The sequence below is a fragment of the Pedobacter quisquiliarum genome, assembly GCF_014642175.1.
GTDB lineage: Bacteria > Bacteroidota > Bacteroidia > Sphingobacteriales > Sphingobacteriaceae > Pedobacter > Pedobacter quisquiliarum.
In genome coordinates, this window is the sequence record NZ_BMIL01000001.1 from 206,301 (window position 1) to 223,418 (window position 17,118).

At 44.7% G+C, this 17,118-nt stretch carries 16 protein-coding genes; all 16 read left to right on the plus strand.

The genetic code is table 11. From position 1 onward, the window contains the following. Positions 1 to 2 precede the first annotated feature (2 nt). The 16 genes from IEW69_RS00895 (at position 3) to ftsA (ending at position 17,054) form a co-directional block, all read left to right on the plus strand. The gene (locus tag IEW69_RS00895; protein WP_188624932.1) at positions 3 to 422 is read left to right on the plus strand and encodes an STAS domain-containing protein; all 420 of its coding nucleotides are present in this window, start codon (positions 3 to 5) and stop codon (positions 420 to 422) included. Beyond that, a complete protein-coding gene (locus tag IEW69_RS00900) occupies positions 361 to 816 on the plus strand; it encodes an anti-sigma regulatory factor (RefSeq protein WP_229663475.1) in 456 nt (151 codons plus the stop codon). Before IEW69_RS00895 ends, IEW69_RS00900 begins: the two co-directional genes overlap by 62 nt. Then, complete coding sequence (locus tag IEW69_RS00905) at positions 809 to 1,822, plus strand: PP2C family protein-serine/threonine phosphatase (RefSeq protein ID WP_188624933.1); 1,014 nt, start codon at positions 809 to 811, stop codon at positions 1,820 to 1,822. Before IEW69_RS00900 ends, IEW69_RS00905 begins: the two co-directional genes overlap by 8 nt. Then, positions 1,819 to 3,009 carry a sensor histidine kinase gene (locus IEW69_RS00910; protein ID WP_188624934.1) on the plus strand — a complete coding sequence of 397 codons (1,191 nt, stop codon included), beginning with the start codon at positions 1,819 to 1,821 and terminating at the stop codon, positions 3,007 to 3,009. The genes IEW69_RS00905 and IEW69_RS00910 overlap by 4 nt, the downstream gene beginning before the upstream one ends. 168 nt (positions 3,010 to 3,177) lie before the next feature. Continuing rightward, entirely contained in the window at positions 3,178 to 3,654 is a 477-nt protein-coding gene (gene mraZ / locus IEW69_RS00915; RefSeq protein ID WP_188624935.1) for a division/cell wall cluster transcriptional repressor MraZ, read from the plus strand. Next, a complete protein-coding gene (gene rsmH / locus IEW69_RS00920) occupies positions 3,644 to 4,549 on the plus strand; it encodes a 16S rRNA (cytosine(1402)-N(4))-methyltransferase RsmH (protein WP_188624936.1) in 906 nt (301 codons plus the stop codon). The genes mraZ and rsmH overlap by 11 nt, the downstream gene beginning before the upstream one ends. Beyond that, positions 4,546 to 4,980, plus strand: coding sequence for an FtsL-like putative cell division protein (locus IEW69_RS00925; protein ID WP_188624937.1), 435 nt, complete (start codon positions 4,546 to 4,548; stop codon positions 4,978 to 4,980). Before rsmH ends, IEW69_RS00925 begins: the two co-directional genes overlap by 4 nt. Next, positions 4,970 to 7,066, plus strand: a complete 2,097-nt coding sequence (locus IEW69_RS00930) for a PASTA domain-containing penicillin-binding protein (RefSeq protein ID WP_188624938.1) — start codon at positions 4,970 to 4,972, stop codon at positions 7,064 to 7,066. The genes IEW69_RS00925 and IEW69_RS00930 overlap by 11 nt, the downstream gene beginning before the upstream one ends. Before the next feature lies 1 nt (position 7,067). Continuing rightward, the gene (locus IEW69_RS00935) at positions 7,068 to 8,525 is read left to right on the plus strand and encodes a UDP-N-acetylmuramoyl-L-alanyl-D-glutamate--2,6-diaminopimelate ligase (RefSeq protein WP_188624939.1); all 1,458 of its coding nucleotides are present in this window, start codon (positions 7,068 to 7,070) and stop codon (positions 8,523 to 8,525) included. Continuing rightward, positions 8,525 to 9,772 carry a phospho-N-acetylmuramoyl-pentapeptide-transferase gene (mraY, locus tag IEW69_RS00940; protein ID WP_188624940.1) on the plus strand — a complete coding sequence of 416 codons (1,248 nt, stop codon included), beginning with the start codon at positions 8,525 to 8,527 and terminating at the stop codon, positions 9,770 to 9,772. Before IEW69_RS00935 ends, mraY begins: the two co-directional genes overlap by 1 nt. Beyond that, positions 9,772 to 11,115, plus strand: coding sequence for a UDP-N-acetylmuramoyl-L-alanine--D-glutamate ligase (gene murD / locus IEW69_RS00945; RefSeq protein ID WP_188624941.1), 1,344 nt, complete (start codon positions 9,772 to 9,774; stop codon positions 11,113 to 11,115). Before mraY ends, murD begins: the two co-directional genes overlap by 1 nt. Positions 11,116 to 11,117: 2 nt before the next feature. Continuing rightward, on the plus strand, positions 11,118 to 12,278 hold the full coding sequence (locus IEW69_RS00950; RefSeq protein ID WP_188624942.1) for an FtsW/RodA/SpoVE family cell cycle protein: 1,161 nt from the start codon (positions 11,118 to 11,120) through the stop codon (positions 12,276 to 12,278). Positions 12,279 to 12,288: 10 nt separating this feature from the next. Beyond that, entirely contained in the window at positions 12,289 to 13,398 is a 1,110-nt protein-coding gene (gene murG, locus IEW69_RS00955) for an undecaprenyldiphospho-muramoylpentapeptide beta-N-acetylglucosaminyltransferase (RefSeq protein ID WP_188624943.1), read from the plus strand. A gap of 1 nt (position 13,399) precedes the next feature. Next, positions 13,400 to 14,749: a UDP-N-acetylmuramate--L-alanine ligase gene (gene murC, locus IEW69_RS00960; protein WP_188624944.1), complete on the plus strand. Its 1,350-nt coding sequence runs from the start codon at positions 13,400 to 13,402 to the stop codon at positions 14,747 to 14,749. Next, positions 14,742 to 15,641 (plus strand): cell division protein FtsQ/DivIB, encoded by a 900-nt coding sequence (locus IEW69_RS00965; protein ID WP_188624945.1) that lies wholly within the window; start codon positions 14,742 to 14,744, stop codon positions 15,639 to 15,641. Before murC ends, IEW69_RS00965 begins: the two co-directional genes overlap by 8 nt. Positions 15,642 to 15,692: 51 nt before the next feature. Then, a complete protein-coding gene (gene ftsA / locus IEW69_RS00970; protein ID WP_188624946.1) occupies positions 15,693 to 17,054 on the plus strand; it encodes a cell division protein FtsA in 1,362 nt (453 codons plus the stop codon). Positions 17,055 to 17,118 lie beyond the last annotated feature (64 nt).

Genomic DNA, 17,118 nt, shown 5'->3' on the forward strand with positions numbered 1-17,118 from the left:
ACATGGAAAAAATTCCTATTTTAAGAATGGGGCCATTCCTTTTGGTCACCATTCAAGTGGATTTGTACGACCGATTGGCCTTAAACCTTGAAGCTGATTTGATCAAAACGATCAGCGACACGAATGCCAAAGGTGTACTTATCGACATCTCTGTGGTTTCCATTGTCGACTCCTTCATGGGGAGAATCATTGGGAACATTGCTAGTATGTCTAAAATCCTTGATGCAGAAACAGTTGTTGTTGGTATGCAGCCTGCTGTTGCCATCACGCTTATTGAACTTGGGTTACCCTTAACTGGCGTACACACAGCATTAAATGTAGAGCGTGGCATGGAACTGTTGCGCGCTAAAGTAAACTTGGATGACTATTCATCTAGCGAAGATGAGGATGGGTATGAGCCAGATGATCAGCGTGATTACTAAACAATCCATGCTGATCCAGCAGGATCAGGATGTGGTGCCATTTCGAAACCGGGTTAAAGAATGTGCTGTAAAGCTGAAAATGGGTTTGGTTAATCAGACGAAACTCATTACGGCAGCCAGTGAGCTGGTGCGGAACATGTTAAAGTACGGACGGGGTGGACAGGTGGTTATCGAAGCGGTTTCAAAGCGGAACCAGTTCGGTGTACGGCTGATCTTTATTGATAAGGGGCCCGGTATACCCGACATTGCACTCGCGATGAAGGATGGTTACTCTACGGGTAAAAGTCTGGGACTTGGCTTACCAGGTACAAAGCGCCTGGTGAACGAGTTTGACATTGAATCTGCCGTAGGCGTTGGTACGAAGGTATCAATCATCAAGTGGTGTAATGGTTAATAAGATCTACACACGATATGAAGCTTCAGACAGGAGCTTCTATGCCTTGCTGCGTAAAGGTATTCATAAACAAGCCGTTCAGGCAGACTTCCCCGAGGTAAAGATCGCTTACCTGGACTTGATCGTAGCGGAAATCACCTCTAACCTGGACAAATATACGAATGGTGGAGAGGTGCTTTGTGCTGTACAGGGACTGGGTAACGATCAATACGTAGAGATAATAGCCATTGACAATGGGCCCGGGTTTACCGACGTGAACACGATGATGCTTGATGGAATATCCACAGGTAGCACGCTTGGTCATGGACTGGGCAGTATTAAAAGGATGTCTGATTTTTTCAGCATCTACTCGCTAAAAGGCTGGGGCACCATTTTGGTTACCCGTCTTTATAAAACCGAGGCACGTACCGAAAACCGGCGGATTGTGGTACGCGGCATTGTGGTGCCGAAGGCACCCGAAAATGTCAGTGGTGACGGCTTTACTTATAAGTTCTCTGAACGTTACTTTAAGCTGCTGCTGTTGGATGGTTTAGGACATGGGCCTGAGGCGAATAAAGCTGTTGAAGAAGCCGCAAATGCCTTCAAGCTGTGCCCTGCAAACGATCCGGCAGAAATCATCAGATATATGCACCCGCCGCTGAAGAAGACAAGGGGTGGTGTTGGTACAATCCTGGTCTATGACGGGCAAAAGGACACCTACGCTATTCTGGGGGTAGGAAACATATCTTCAAAGATTTTAAGCAATAACGAATTCAAGAATGTAATGCCTTATAATGGCATTATTGGGCACAACATCCCAAACACCATGACCAGTCATGAGATTGCCGCGAAAGACTACAGATTCATCATTATGTGTTCTGATGGTATTAAGACGCGCTGGGACATTGCAAAATATCCCCACATTCAGCGGCATGATCCGATCATAATTGCAGCAGCGATTTATAAAGATTTTGCGCGGCATACGGACGACATGTCGGTGGTTATTATAAAGATAAATAAGGTATGATAAGGTTAGCAGAGGTTACATTAGAAAATGAGATGGATGTGGTATTGTCTGGTCAGAAGTTTCTGAAGATAACAGAGCTGCTGCACCTGAACTTATCCACACGAAGCACTTTTGCAAGTGCCGTTTCGGAGGTGGTCCGCGTCATGACGGAGCATACTGATAATGGTATACTGCATCTGGGGATCGAAGAGAAGGATCGTAGGCACAAACTGATCTGTAAGGTATGTTATCCTGCGGAAGAGGCTGCTATCGATCCCGAACAATTCATGTATGCTAAGAAATTGGTTCCCTTCTTTGAAACCTTTACTGCTGGTGAGAAAATTACTATAGAATTCTCGATCGGCTTACCCCGGTCATTGAATCTGAATAGGGTTAAGATTTACAAAATCGCAGAAGCACTGGAACAAAATGGTCCTGTTTCACCCTATGAAATTCTTAAGATCAGCAAGAATGAACTTACGCTGAAAGCAGAGTTGCAGGAAGCAGAGCTTAGGGCTTCTAAGGTCATGAACGAACTTAAGTCGGAGTTCATATCCATGGCCAGTCACGAGTTAAAAACACCAATAACAATTTTAAAAGCCTACGGGCAACTTGCGCTGTCTCCCAAGGTCAAAACGGTGGAACAGGCGCAGTCTATCGTAGAAAAGATGAATGTGCAATGCATGAAGCTTTCTACACTAGCACTCCAGTTGCTCGACTCCGCAAAAATCGAAATCGGCCAGTTGGAGTATAACATGGCACCAGTGGACTTCGGAAACTATATACAGCATACCGTAGAAGACCTAAAGCACTTAATTCCAGATCATCAATTGATTATCAACTGTGAAGAGACCAGTATGATTGTCATTGACGAGCTGCGTTTGGAGCAGGTGCTGAGTAATTTGATTAGCAATGCTGCAAAGTACTCTCAGCCAGGTACTAAGGTTCATTTGAAAACTGTAAATGACTTTACAAATAACACCTTAATCCTCTCGATTAAAGACGAAGGTATAGGCATCTCGCCTGAGGGCCTGACCAAAATATTTCAAAAATTTCACCGTGAACCGGAAGTTATCAGTAAGCATTCCGGTCTTGGAATGGGGATGTATATCGCCGCCAAAATCGTTGATAGCCACGGCGGTAAGATTTGGGCGGAAAGTGCTGTTGGTGAAGGTTCTACTTTCCATGTTTCACTTCCTTTTGCCTAGAATTTGGACTTTCATGGGAAAATCTCCCACGTTAATATCTTGTTGAAAAGGGCCGCCAAGGCCCTTTTTGCTGCTCGATACCATGTTGATAAATTTTTTGTGGTAGAAAGTGGTAAAAAGTGGTAGAAGTAGTTAATTTTACCCTACATAAAAAGTGTAGAGATCAAAATGGTTCAACTGCTGGGAGAGTACGATTGTAAATTAGATGCGAAGGGTCGCCTTATGGTGCCTTCCGGTCTAAAGAAGCAATTGCCAAATGTTGACCAAGAGGGACTTGTCATCAATCGTGGTTTCGAAAAGCACCTTGTCATTTATCCGAAGAAAGTTTGGGAAGCGAAGATTGAGGAGTTAAGTACCTTGAATCAATACGAGGAAAAACATCGGAATTTCATTCGATTATTTACCCGTGGCGCGACAGAACTGCTGATGGATGCTACCGGAAGGATTAATCTTCCGAAGTCGCTGATGGAAGCAGTAGGCATTACAAACAATTCCGAACTGGTGTTGGCTTGTCAGCTGGATAAAATCGAGGTTTGGAACAAATCGGCTTACGAGTCGCTGTTTGATGAGGATCCGAAGAGCTTTGCACTTTTAGCAGAAGAAGTAATGGGAGAGAAAAACAAGAAGGGCGCAAATGGAAACTAATTACCACGTACCAGTATTGTTGCAGGCATGTATCGATGGTTTAAACATTAAACCCGACGGGGTTTATGTTGACGTAACCTTTGGTGGTGGCGGCCATTCCCGGGAAATCTTAAAGCATCTTGGTGATAAAGGTGTACTGATTGCATTTGATCAGGATCCGGATGCCCAGCGCAATAAAATTGATGATCCAAGATTTCATTTTGTAGATCAAAACTTCGCCTATTTAAAAAATAACCTCCGTTTACTTGGATACAAGAAAGTAGACGGTATCCTTGCTGATCTGGGTGTTTCATCTCACCAGTTCAATGAACCTGAAAGAGGCTTCTCTACGCGTTTCGAGTCGACGCTAGATATGCGTATGGATAAGCAAGGCAGCGTTACTGCGGCGACCATTCTGAATACCTATACGGAAGAGCAGTTGCATCGCATCTTCGGTATCTATGGTGAAGTTAAAAACGCGAAGTCGCTTGCTAAAGCTGTGGTAACCGCTCGTGTTGCGCAGCCGATCAATACCCTTGCGGAATTTAAAACCGCAGTTGCCAACCACATTCCTAAAGGTAAAGAGCATAAGTATATGGCGCAGGTATTTCAAGCCCTGCGTATTGAAGTGAATAAAGAAATTGAAGTGCTTGAAAGCTTCCTGGAGCAAACTGCTGAAGTTCTAAACCCAGGAGGGCGCCTGGTGGTAATGTCGTACCATTCCCTTGAGGACCGGCCTGTGAAGAACTTTATTGCAAAAGGTAAGGTCCGCGGAGATGTTGATAAAGATTTTTATGGTAACCAGCTGAAGCCCTTCAATGTGGTGACACGCAAAGCTGTTGTTGCTGATGATAACGAGCTGGTGGATAACAGCCGTTCAAGAAGTGCAAAATTACGGATTGGAGAAAAGATATGAGTAACCAGTTCAGAACATATGAAGAAGAGGAGCCGGAATTAATTGCTGAACCAGTAATTAAAATCAAAAAGGAGCGGCCGAAGCAAGTGGCTCCCGAAGGCAAGATTGGCGCCAAAACATTCTTCAAAAAGCTCTTTAGCGAGGGCGGTGTAAGTAAAGAAGCTGCAACGGAGATGTTGCCGTTTTTGTTGTTTTTATCCTTTTTAGGTATGCTTTATATCGGTAACGGTCATATCGCGATGAAAAACATCCGGAACATCGACAAGCTGCAGAAGGAAGTGAAAGAACTGAGCTGGGAGTACAAGTCGCTAAAGGCCGACTTGATGTTTAAAAGCAAATTAACAGAGGTTGCAAAGAAAGTAGATACTTTGGGTGTAAGGACTTTAACCGAGCCACCGAAGAAAATTATTGTGAAGAACAATGAACATTAGAGCAAACATATTAATACGTGTTTATCTGGCTTTCGGCCTGATTGTACTGCTTGCCGTGGCGGTATTGGTCAGACTATGCGATGTACAGTTTGTAGAGGGGAGTAAATGGCGTGCCATGGCCGATAGCCTCTCTACAAAGTATGTCAACATTGAGCCTGCACGTGGAAATATTTACTCTAACGATGGAAGTTTACTGGCGACTTCAGTTCCAGAGTATGAGCTGCGCATGGATACCTATGCAGGTGGCATTACCGATAATGAAGTATTCTACAGTAAGGTAGATTCACTGGCCATCCAATTGGCTGGATTTTTCAAGGATAAGAGTCCTAAAGAGTATGCCCGCTTATTGCGCAGCGCACGGAAGGATTCCGCGCGATACTTGCTGCTTAAGCGCAAGGTAAATTATCAGGATTTGAAGATGGTGCGCAGCTTCCCGTTATTTAACATCGGAAAGTATTCAGGTGGCCTGATCGCCATCCAGCAGAATAAGCGGATTTTACCTTTCCAGTTCCTAGCAAAGCGAACCATTGGCTATAAGAACGCGAATGTTAAAAACGGTGTGGGTCTTGAAGGTGCTTATGGAAAATACATAGACGGCGAAAGTGGTAAACGCCTTGTACAGCGTACTGCGGGCGGTGTGTGGGTGCCAGTTAATGAAGAGGCGGAAATCGCTTCTAAAGAAGGGGCAGACATCATCTCTACAATCGACATCAACATGCAGGATCTTTGCCAGAGTGCACTAGAAAGACAGCTTATTGCAAGTGATGCACACCATGGTACCGTGATTTTGATGGAAGTAAAAACCGGTGAAGTACGTGCGATTGCGAATTATACAAAGGTTGCGAAAGGGGAATATAAAGAAACCTTCAACTACGCAATTGCGGGTAACCAGGATCCTGGATCGACTTTTAAAGTTGCTTCCTATATGGCCTTGCTTGAAGATGAAATGGTGGATACCAATACCATGGTTTCTACAGAGAACTACAGGGTTCCCGGCAAGACGATCAAAGATTCGCATGGTAGTATTGGGGTGGTTTCTGTGAAGCGTGCTTTTACGGAATCTTCGAATGCAGCTATTGCACAGATGGTAAATACACACTACCGCAATGATCAGTCTAAATTCACGGATCACCTTTATCGCTGGGGACTGAATGAAAAAATGGGCCTGCAGATTCCTGGTGAAGCGCAGCCGGTGGTAAAAAATCCGAAAAATAAAAGCTGGAACAAGAACCTAACGCTGCCACAGATGGCCTATGGTTATGAAATGCAGTTGACACCGCTACATATGCTGGCTTTCTACAATGGCATCGCCAATAACGGCAAATTGATCGCTCCAATCTTTGTTAAAGAAATCCGCAAGCTGGGTAATCCTATCGAGCAATTTGAGGCCAAGGTGATCAATGAGAAGATGGCTTCTGAGGAGACCGTAACCAAAATGCAGGAACTGCTGGAAGGCGTTTTCACGCAAGGTACCGGAAAGTCGCTGGCTTCTAAATACTTCAAAATTGCCGGTAAAACCGGAACCGCGCAAGTTGCTGATGGCAACAAGGGCTACCGTGCAAAAAGACAATATCAAAGTTCGTTCTGTGGCTATTTCCCTGCAGACAACCCGAAGTATTCACTGATTGTCGTGATCAATGATCCGAAAGGCGCTTACTATGCTGCATTGGTTGCAGGGCCTCCATTTAAAGAAATTGCCGATCGTATTTATGCAAGCGATATGTCGCTGGCCAAAAACTATACGACGCATTTGGTTGGAAACACCAAAGCGCCAGAAGCTAAAGCTGGAAAAAGTAAAGCGGTTAAGACCGTTTATCAGTCCTTGGGCATCAAGACACTTTATGCGGCAAAGGGCGACTACTTTAACAGCATTGACACCAGCAATGGACTGGTTTATCAGGAATACACCTCTACTAAGGGGGTGATGCCGAATGTTACCGGCATGGGTCTTAAGGACGCATTGTACCTATTGGGGAATGCAGGACTTAAGGCTAAAGTAACAGGAAGTGGAAAAGTTTTGAAACAGTCTATTGCTCCGGGATCAAAGATCAGTAAGGGCTTAGGCGTACAAATAGAATTGAAATAACATGCAGTTGCAGGAGATCCTATATGGCGTAACAATACTAAAGCTTGTTGGTGTAACCAACAGGACGGTTACGGCCTTGGAATTTGATTCCAGAAAAGCAGGGCCTGGCGCTGTTTTCTTTGCCATAAAAGGTACGATGACCGATGGTCATCAATATATCCCGCAGACCATTGCAGCTGGCGTGGATGTCATTGTTTGTGAAGACCTCCCGGAAACATTTGAAGATGGGCTGAGCTATATACAAGTAGAAAATGCAAACGTAGCCCTGGGTATCATGGCTGCAAATTTCTATGGAAATCCTTCCAGCAAACTTAAGCTGGTTGGAATTACCGGTACCAATGGAAAAACGACCATTGCAACTTTGCTCTTTAAGCTTTTTACGGAACTGGGTTATGCCGTAGGTTTGATTTCTACAGTAGAGAACCAGATCAAAGAACAAGTGGTTCCAGCTACACACACCACACCAAACCCGCTTGCATTGAATCTGCTGTTGAAGCAAATGGTGGATGCAGGTTGCGTTTACTGCTTTATGGAGGTGAGCTCCCATGCTGTTGTTCAGCACCGGATTGAGGGACTGACCTTTGTTGGCGGCGTGTTCTCTAACATTACCCATGACCACCTTGACTTCCATAAAACCTTCGACAACTATATTAAAGCGAAGAAGGGCTTTTTTGACAGCCTGCCAAAACATGCTTTCGCATTAACGAATGCTGATGATAAAAATGGCCAGGTGATGTTGCAGAATACCAGGGCAACCAGGAAAAGCTATGCTTTGAAGCAAATGGCGGATTTTAAAGCTAAGATCATTGAGAACAGTTTCAGTGGCTTAAATCTGGAGATCGATCAATTGGAAGTATTCTTCAAGTTGGTTGGTTCTTTCAATGCTTACAATTTGCTTGCGGTATATGGAACGGCCATTTTACTGGGTGAAGACAAGATGAACGTGCTAACGGTCTTGAGTGAACTGAGTGGCGCTGAAGGTCGTTTCGACTATGTTGCCAATACACAGAAGATTATTGGTATTGTGGATTATGCACATACCCCGGATGCGGTACAAAATGTATTGAGTACGATTTCCAATATTCGCAAAGGCACCGAACAAGTGATCACGGTGATCGGCTGCGGCGGCGATCGCGATACCACAAAACGCCCTGTGATGGCGCAAGTGGCCTGCGACTGGAGTGACAAGGTGATTTTAACATCCGACAACCCGAGAACGGAGGATCCAAATGCCATCCTGCGTGATATGGAAGCAGGTGTATCCCCAACAAACAGACGTAAAACCTTAACGATAGCAGATAGAAAGGAAGCGATTAGAACGGCCTGTCACCTGGCAAAACCTGGAGACATCATTTTAGTTGCTGGAAAAGGACATGAGAAATACCAGGAGATCAATGGCGTGAGGTATCATTTTGATGATAAGGAAATTTTAACGGAACAATTAAACTTGATCAGCTAATGTTATATTATTTATTCGACTATCTGCGCGAGCACTATGACTTTCCTGGTTTAAGGTTGTTCCAATACATCACGTTCCGGACTTCACTGGCGATTATCATCTCCTTGATCATTACAACTGTTTTCGGGCATAACATCATCAGCTACCTGCGTAAAATGCAAGTGGGTGAAACCGTAAGAAATCTTGGCCTGGAAGGGCAGATGCAAAAACAAGGTACGCCGACAATGGGTGGAATCATGATTTTGCTCGGCATACTGGTTCCAACACTGTTATTGGCAAACTTATCGAACATCTATGTGATCCTGATGATCATCACAACGGTATGGATGGGCGCAGTAGGTTTTCTTGATGATTATATTAAAGTATTTAAAAAGAATAAAGAAGGTTTAGCGGGTCGTTTTAAGATTGTAGGTCAGGTTGGACTTGGACTCATCATCGGGTACACGATGTACTCCCACCCGAATATTGTTGCACGCCAGAAAGTAGATGAGGCGAATGTAATTAAGTCAAAGGCACCTATGGTCCTTAGACAGAAAGGGGAGACCTTTTACTATACGCAAGATATTAAAACGACGATTACCAACGTACCTTTTTATAAAAACAATGAATTCGACTATGCAAAAGTCCTGAAGTTCATTGGGCCAGGTTATGAGAAATATGCGTTTCTGGTATTTATGGTATTCGTGGTGGTGATCATTACTGCGGTATCTAACGGTGCTAATATTACCGATGGGATAGATGGGCTCGCGACGGGGACATCCGCCATCATTGGGATTACGCTAGGTATTCTGGCTTACGTCTCTGGTAACACGGTCATTGCCGATTACCTCAACATCATGTATATCCCGAATTCTGGTGAGCTGATGATTTTCGCAGGAGCCTTTGTGGGCGCCTGTGTCGGTTTTCTTTGGTACAATTCTTATCCCGCACAGGTTTTCATGGGCGATACCGGGAGTCTTGCCATAGGGGGTATCATTGCTGCTTTTGCGATCATGATTCGTAAGGAGCTCCTGATCCCGATTCTTTGCGGTGTTTTCCTTGTGGAGATCGTATCCGTGATGCTGCAGGTTTCTTATTTCAAGTATACCAAAAAGCGTTTTGGAGAAGGCAGACGCATCTTGCTGATGTCGCCCCTGCACCATCATTACCAGAAAAAAGGCTACCATGAAGCGAAGATTGTTGTTCGTTTCTGGGTTATCGGAATTCTCCTGGCCATCATCACCATCATCACCCTAAAAGTAAGATAATGGAGAAGTCGAGGATTGTGATATTAGGCGCTGGTGAAAGCGGATATGGTGCGGCAATGCTTGCACAGAAGCAAGGCTTTGAAGTCTTCGTTTCTGATTCGGGCCGGATTGCCGATACCTATAAAGAGAAGCTAAATGCGCTGGCAATTCCGTTTGAGGAAGGTCAGCATACAAATGAACTGATTACAAATGCAATTGAAGTCATTAAAAGTCCGGGCATACCGAATAAGGCACCAATTGTAGCAGCCATAAAGCAGGCCAACATTCCTGTGATTTCTGAGATCGAGTTTGCCAAGCGTTATACCAAAGCAAGAACGATCTGCATTACCGGTTCAAATGGGAAGACCACCACGTCAACCTTGATCTACCATTTGCTTAAAAAGGCAGGGATCAATGCGTCACTGGCTGGAAACATCGGAAAGAGCTTTGCGGCGCAGGTTGCAGAAGATCAGTTCGACTGGTATGTGCTTGAGATTTCAAGCTTTATGCTGGACAACATGTATGAATTTAAAGCCGACATTGCGGTCCTGCTAAACATCACGCCGGATCACTTGGACCGGTATGATTATAAAATGGCGAACTATGCGGCATCGAAGATGCGCATTACGCAAAATCAGACGGATGCAGACTATTTCGTGTACTGTGCTGATGATACTGAAACCATGAAAATCCTTCAGACCATGAAGCTGCAGGCCAGGCAATTTCCGTTTTCAATCCTGCATCATGTAGAGCAGGGTGCCTGGTTAGAAGACGACCTAATCCACATAAATATAAACTCTAAAGAACAATTTTCTATGTCTATAGCAGCGTTAGCCTTGCAAGGCAAGCACAACATCTACAATTCCATGGCTTCCGGTATTGTAGCAAAAGTGTTGGATATCCGCAACGCGACCATTCGTGAGGGTATGGGTGATATCAAAAACATCGAGCACCGATTGGAGTTTGTTGCGAAGATTTCTGGTGTGACGTACATCAACGATTCAAAGGCCACAAATGTAAACTCGACCTGGTATGCACTGGAAAGTGTAAGTTCTGGCGTGGTGTTGATCATGGGCGGCGTAGATAAGGGCAATGACTACGAGATGCTTAAGGATCTGGTAAAAAGCAAAGTGAAAGCTATTGTTTGCCTGGGTAAGAATAACAAGCGCATTCATGAAGCATTTGAAGATGATGTTGAAATGATTGTAAACACTTTTTCGGCGGAGGAAGCCGTTCAAGTGGCATACCACCTTGCAAAAAAGGGAGACACCGTACTGCTATCACCAGCATGTGCAAGCTTCGACCTTTTTACAAGTTATGAGGACCGTGGAATCCAATTCAAAAAGGCTGTAAAAGAACTATAGATATGTTGGTAAGTGCGCTATTGGAAAAAACAAAAGGAGATCGCTGGATATGGCTGATCATAATCCTGCTGTCTTTGATTTCGATCCTTGCAGTATACAGTGCAACGGGCACACTTGCCTACAAACAAGGTAAAGCGGTTGAAAAAATCCTGTTGACCAAACACATCATTTTTGTTGTGATGGGTATAGCGATGATTTACATTTCGCATTTGCTGGACTATAAATATTATGCGGGGATCTCTAAGGTGCTGATGCTCATTACGCTACCCTTGCTCGTGTATACTTTGATTTTTGGTACGAGCCTCAACGATGCTTCCAGGTGGGTGAAGATTCCCTTCATTGGGTTGACTTTCCAGACCTCCGATTTGGCGAAGCTTGCCTTGATCACCTTTTTAGCGCGTATGCTTACGAAGAAGCAAGAAAATATTAAAGATGTAAAAAAGGCCTTCCTGCCCATAATGGGCTCTGTGTGTGTGGTGTTTATCTTAATCGCACTAGCCAATTTGTCGACTGCATTGATGTTGTTCGGGGTGAGTATTCTATTATTAATCATCGGCAGGATCAGCATCAAGCAGATTGGAATGGTTTGTGCAGGCGGGCTGGTGTTATTGATGTTTGTAATTTTTCTGGGGCCACGGCGTGAAACTTATAAATCAAGGATCCAGTCGTTCATGCATCCGGAGCTGCAACATTCGGATAAAACCTATCAGGCGGATCATGCGAAAATGGCCCTTGCAAAGGGAGGGGTTTTTGGAGCGGGTCCGGGAAAAAGTATAGAGCGTAACTTCCTGCCGCACCCGTACTCGGATTTTATCTTTGCGATCATTGTAGAGGAATATGGCTTTATTGGTGGCTTGGTCATCATTATACTATATCTTGTATTGCTCTACCGATGTGTCAGGATTGTAACGCAGAGTCCCAAGGCGTTTGGCGCTTTGCTCGCCGCCGGCTTAAGTTTTAGCTTAACCATTCAGGCATTTGCAAATATGGCGGTAGCTGTAGGACTGGGACCAGTAACGGGGGTGCCTTTGCCTTTGGTGAGCATGGGCGGTACGTCGATGATTTTCACCAGTATTGCCTTTGGCATCATCTTAAGCGTAAGCCGGGATGTAGAAGAAAATAATAAAAAAGTAGTGGTTGGAGAAATCCCAGCTATGGCATAATTATCATAAAATGAGACCAACAAGAATTATCATATCAGGAGGGGGTACCGGCGGACATATTTTTCCGGCGATATCCATAGCCAATGCGCTAAAGCGTATGGAGCCAGGCTGTGAAATCCTGTTTGTTGGTGCACTCGGCAGAATGGAGATGGATATGATTCCCGCTGCCGGCTATAAAATAATCGGGTTGAATATTGCAGGCATACAAAGGGGCTCAATTGTGAAGAACCTGGCGCTGCCATATAAGATGTTCGATAGCATGCGCAAGGCTTTAAAGCTGATTACAGATTTTAAGCCTGATGCTGCGGTAGGTGTTGGCGGCTATGCTTCCGGACCGCTGCTGTTGGCTGCTTCATGGAAAAATGTACCCTACCTGATTCAGGAGCAGAATTCGTACGCTGGCGTAACGAACAAACGGCTGGGTAAGAATGCAGCAAAGATTTGTGTGGCATTCGACGGCATGGAGCAGTTCTTCCCTGCAGATCGCATTATCAAAACTGGTAATCCGGTGCGTAAGGATGTTGTTGACATTGAAGACAAACACTTTGCCGGGGCGGAGCTATTGAAGTTGGATCCACTGAAGAAAACGATTTTAGTGACAGGTGGCAGTCTTGGCGCCGGTACGCTGAACAAGAGCCTGGAAAAGCATCTAAAAGAAATTACAGACCAGGATGTGCAGTTGATCTGGCAGACTGGAAAATATTATTATAAAGGGATTATAGAGCGGCTAGGTGCGAATCCACATCCAAATGTGCGCATTCTGGAGTTTTTAAATCGGATGGACCTGGCTTATGCTGCTGCGGATGTAATTATATCCAGAGCAGGTGCGGGTACCATCGCGGAGCTATGCCTGATCAAGAAACCAGTGATATTGGTGCCTTCTCCGAATGTTGCAGAAGATCATCAGACGAAGAATGCTTTTGCACTGGTAAAAAACAAGGCGGCTTTGATGATTGCAGACCGATCAGCAGAAGACACCCTGGTGAAAGCTGCATTGGATCTTCTGAACGATGGTTCTAAGTGTGAGGCTTTGTCAGAAAACATCGGCAAGATGGCGCTTGTGAATGCCGATGAAATTATCGCGCAGGAAGTTTTAAACTTAACGAGGAGGGGATTGTAAGATGGAGCTGCAGGCAATAAAACGTGTATATTTTGTGGGTATCGGTGGCATTGGAATGAGTGCGCTTGCCCGCTATTTTGTTATGCGTGGATGCCTGGTGGGTGGTTATGATAAAACCAGAACAGCCCTTTGTGCAGCACTGGAACAAGAGGGGATTGATATTGTATATGCCGATGAAGTTACTGCGATCAGTTCCGCATTTCAAACGCCTGATGAACATACGCTAATCGTTTACACGCCCGCTGTTCCGAAGACTGCAGCGATTTTAAATTACTTTAAAGATCTTGGATGTAAGCTGTATAAGCGGTCTGAAGTTCTAGGGATCATCAGTGCAGGGCAGTTTTGCATTGCGGTTGCGGGTACCCACGGGAAGACCACAACTTCAGCAATGATTGCGCATATACTGAAAGCTACGGGCCATGATTGTACGGCTTTCCTTGGCGGCATCGCAAGTAATTACAACAGCAATTTCTTAGCGGGACAGAATGATGTAGTGGTGGTAGAGGCCGATGAATATGATCGCTCTTTCTTAACCCTGCACCCGGATATCGCGGTGATCACCTCCATGGATGCAGATCATCTGGACATTTACGGAGATGCTAGCGAATTACAAAATTCATTTCGACTGTTTGCTGGTCAGCTTAAACCTGAAGGCAGCTTATACATCAAGTGGGGCCTGCCTATTGAAGGCGAAGGATATGGCATTGAGCATACGGAAGGCATATACGCAATGAACATCCGGGTGGAAGAGGGGCAGTTCGTTTTTGATTACGGTAACCCTGAGGTCTACATTTCAGGTATTAAGATGTTACTGCCTGGGCGGCATAACATAGAGAATGCTTTAGCGGCTATCAGTGTGGCATTGAAGCTTGGCATTACGGCTGAAGCCATCAAAGCTGCACTGGAAAACTTTACCGGTGTGAAACGCCGGTTTGAATATGTGGTAAGAACGGCAGACCATGTTTATATTGATGATTATGCCCATCACCCTGAAGAGTTGAAAGCCTGTTTTGCTGCAGTACGTGAGCTATATCCGGGCAGGAAACTGACGGTTATATTTCAGCCGCACCTGTTTACCCGCACGCGGGATTTTGCAGCGGCTTTCGCTGAGGTTTTAAGCACGGTGGATGATTTGGTTTTGCTGGACATCTATCCGGCACGGGAGCAGCCAATTCAAGGCATCAACGCGGAGTTCCTGCTGGATCAGGTAACCTTGCAGGACAAGAAGATTTTGAATAAAGCACAAGTGACCGGCTACATTGAAGTGAAGTATCCGGCATTGCTGGTGACGGTAGGTGCGGGAGATATTGATACCTTGGTGGAACCTTTAAAAGCAATTTATCATGCTTAAGAAGATCCGCTGGCATTTGGTATTTAAAACCACCGCCTGGGTGTTAAGCCTGGCAGGGATAGTGGTGCTTATGAGTTTTGTTGAAACAAAGCGGCATACCACAAAATGTACGAACGTGAAGATTCTGATCCCTGGCGCAGATAATTTTATCGAAAGGGAAGAGATTGATGAAATCCTGAAAGTTAATCAGGGCATACTGATCGGAAAGGTGATGGATCAGATTAACCTGGATGAAATTGAGCGTAATATAAAGTCGAATCCATACATCGCGTCGGCAAAGGTTTTCGGTGATATGAATGGGATTATTCATATTGAGATTGAGCAGCGGGAACCTGTACTCCGGATCATCAATTCGGGTGGGCAGGATTTCTATGTGGACCGTGAAGGTTTGAAAATGCCGGTTTCGACGAACTTTACCGCCAACGTGCTGGTGGCAAATGGCAACATCGCAGAGTTCTTTAACGGACGCCTGGATACCTTAAGAAGTAGCCTTGCCGAGGACTTGTATGAAACCGCATTATTTATTCGTGCGGATACTTTGTGGGACGCACAAATTGAGCAACTTTACGTTGCTGAAAACAAAGATATTGAACTGGTACCCAGGGTGGGTAATCAGCGGATAATCCTCGGGGACGCAGAAGCACTGCCTTTAAAAATGCGTAACCTTCGGGAATTTTATAAGCAGGCGATGCCAACGGTTGGCTGGGATGCCTATAAGACAATCAACATCAAATACACCAATCAGGTGGTTTGTGAAAGAAACAAGATTGATTCGCTCTATAAACCCCCGGTGCCGGTAGCAAGAAGTCCGGTGGACAGCATAAAGAGCACACGAAAGGTGCTTGACTCCATCGTAAAGGATGAGATCCTTAAACAGATCAGTAATAATTAACAGATACCAGAAAAACAAACAAAATACAAAACGCAGCAAATTTATATAGTTATGGGCAAAGAAAAATTTACGATTCAATCACCTATTGTAGTTGGATTAGATATTGGTACCACCAAGATCTGTGTTATTGTTGGCCGCAGAACGCAGCACAATAAGATAGAAGTACTCGGCATTGGCAAGGCGGAGTCGGCGGGTGTTACCCGCGGTGTTGTTTCCAATATTCAGAAAACCGTGCAGGGCATTCAGCAGGCGGTGGAAATTGCCAGCGGGCAATCTAACGTTGAAGTTAGGGTCGTGAATGTTGGTATTGCCGGCCAGCACATCAAAAGTTTGCAACATCGCGGAATTCTGACGCGAAGAGAATTAAACAATGAGATATCTAAAAAGGATATCGATAAACTTATAGATGATATGTTCAAACTGGTTATGCCCCCAGGAGAAGAAATCATCCATGTATTGCCACAAGAATTTACTGTAGACAGCGAGCCAGGAATCAAAGACCCGATTGGAATGGCTGGTGTACGTCTGGAAGCAAACTTCCACATCATCTCCGGACAAGTAACGGCGGTAAAGAACATCATGCGCTGCGTAACGAATGCCGGTTTACAGACACAGGAGTTAATTCTGGAGCCATTAGCTTCCTCCGAATCTGTGTTGAGTGACGAAGAAAAAGAAGCCGGTATTGCATTGGTTGATATCGGTGGTGGTACAACAGATATTGCGATTTTCCATGAAGGCATTATCCGTCATACTGCGGTAATTCCTTTCGGTGGTAACAGTGTTACGGAAGACATCCGTGAAGGCTGTTCCGTAATGCGTAACCAGGCGGAGCTGCTTAAAACAAGATTCGGTTCTGCCCTGGCCGAAGAAAATAAAGACAACGAGATTATCTGCGTACCTGGACTAAGGGGACGTGAGCCTAAAGAAATCTCCGTTAAGAACCTGGCCTATGTTATTCAGGCGAGAATGGAAGAAATTATAGAGCACATCTATTACGAGATCAAATCTTCAGGTTACGAGAAGAAATTGATTGGTGGTATTGTGATTACAGGTGGCGGTTCTTTACTTAAACACTTGCCGCAGTTGGTAGAGTACGTAACTGGATTAGACTGCAGAGTTGGTTATCCGAATGAGCACCTGGCAAAGTATGAAGATATGCCGAAAACCATTTATGATGATCTAAAAAGTCCGATGTACGCAACCAGTGTTGGTTTGCTGATCAAAGGGATTCAGAAAGCGGAAGAATTGGTGGAAGAAATGAAGCAGCCGGGGGTATTTGTAGAGAAGCCAAAAGAGGCAAAAGACAAGCCTAAGAAAAGTGGAAGTGGCCTGTTTGACAAGCTACTTGCCAAGACTAAAGACTTCATTAAAGACGATATGAATGTAAGTGATGAAGACTATATAAAACCTTAGATTTTCAACAATACGGAAGTTTTCCACATTATTAACACATGTGGAAAACGTATGTTAAAAAATG

Bases quoted from the DNA above. Each gene is read 5' to 3' on its own strand.
- IEW69_RS00925 (WP_188624937.1), top strand. From the start codon at position 4,546: ATGAGTAACCAGTTCAGAACATATGAAGAAGAGGAGCCGGAATTAATT.
- IEW69_RS00930 (WP_188624938.1), top strand. From the start codon at position 4,970: ATGAACATTAGAGCAAACATATTAATACGTGTTTATCTGGCTTTCGGC.
- ftsA (WP_188624946.1), top strand. From the start codon at position 15,693: ATGGGCAAAGAAAAATTTACGATTCAATCACCTATTGTAGTTGGATTA.
- IEW69_RS00895 (WP_188624932.1), top strand. From the start codon at position 3: ATGGAAAAAATTCCTATTTTAAGAATGGGGCCATTCCTTTTGGTCACC.
- mraZ (WP_188624935.1), top strand. From the start codon at position 3,178: ATGGTTCAACTGCTGGGAGAGTACGATTGTAAATTAGATGCGAAGGGT.
- IEW69_RS00910 (WP_188624934.1), top strand. From the start codon at position 1,819: ATGATAAGGTTAGCAGAGGTTACATTAGAAAATGAGATGGATGTGGTA.
- murC (WP_188624944.1), top strand. From the start codon at position 13,400: ATGGAGCTGCAGGCAATAAAACGTGTATATTTTGTGGGTATCGGTGGC.
- IEW69_RS00935 (WP_188624939.1), top strand. From the start codon at position 7,068: ATGCAGTTGCAGGAGATCCTATATGGCGTAACAATACTAAAGCTTGTT.
- IEW69_RS00905 (WP_188624933.1), top strand. From the start codon at position 809: ATGGTTAATAAGATCTACACACGATATGAAGCTTCAGACAGGAGCTTC.
- IEW69_RS00950 (WP_188624942.1), top strand. From the start codon at position 11,118: ATGTTGGTAAGTGCGCTATTGGAAAAAACAAAAGGAGATCGCTGGATA.
- murG (WP_188624943.1), top strand. From the start codon at position 12,289: ATGAGACCAACAAGAATTATCATATCAGGAGGGGGTACCGGCGGACAT.
- murD (WP_188624941.1), top strand. From the start codon at position 9,772: ATGGAGAAGTCGAGGATTGTGATATTAGGCGCTGGTGAAAGCGGATAT.
- rsmH (WP_188624936.1), top strand. From the start codon at position 3,644: ATGGAAACTAATTACCACGTACCAGTATTGTTGCAGGCATGTATCGAT.
- IEW69_RS00965 (WP_188624945.1), top strand. From the start codon at position 14,742: ATGCTTAAGAAGATCCGCTGGCATTTGGTATTTAAAACCACCGCCTGG.
- mraY (WP_188624940.1), top strand. From the start codon at position 8,525: ATGTTATATTATTTATTCGACTATCTGCGCGAGCACTATGACTTTCCT.
- IEW69_RS00900 (WP_229663475.1), top strand. From the start codon at position 361: ATGACTATTCATCTAGCGAAGATGAGGATGGGTATGAGCCAGATGATC.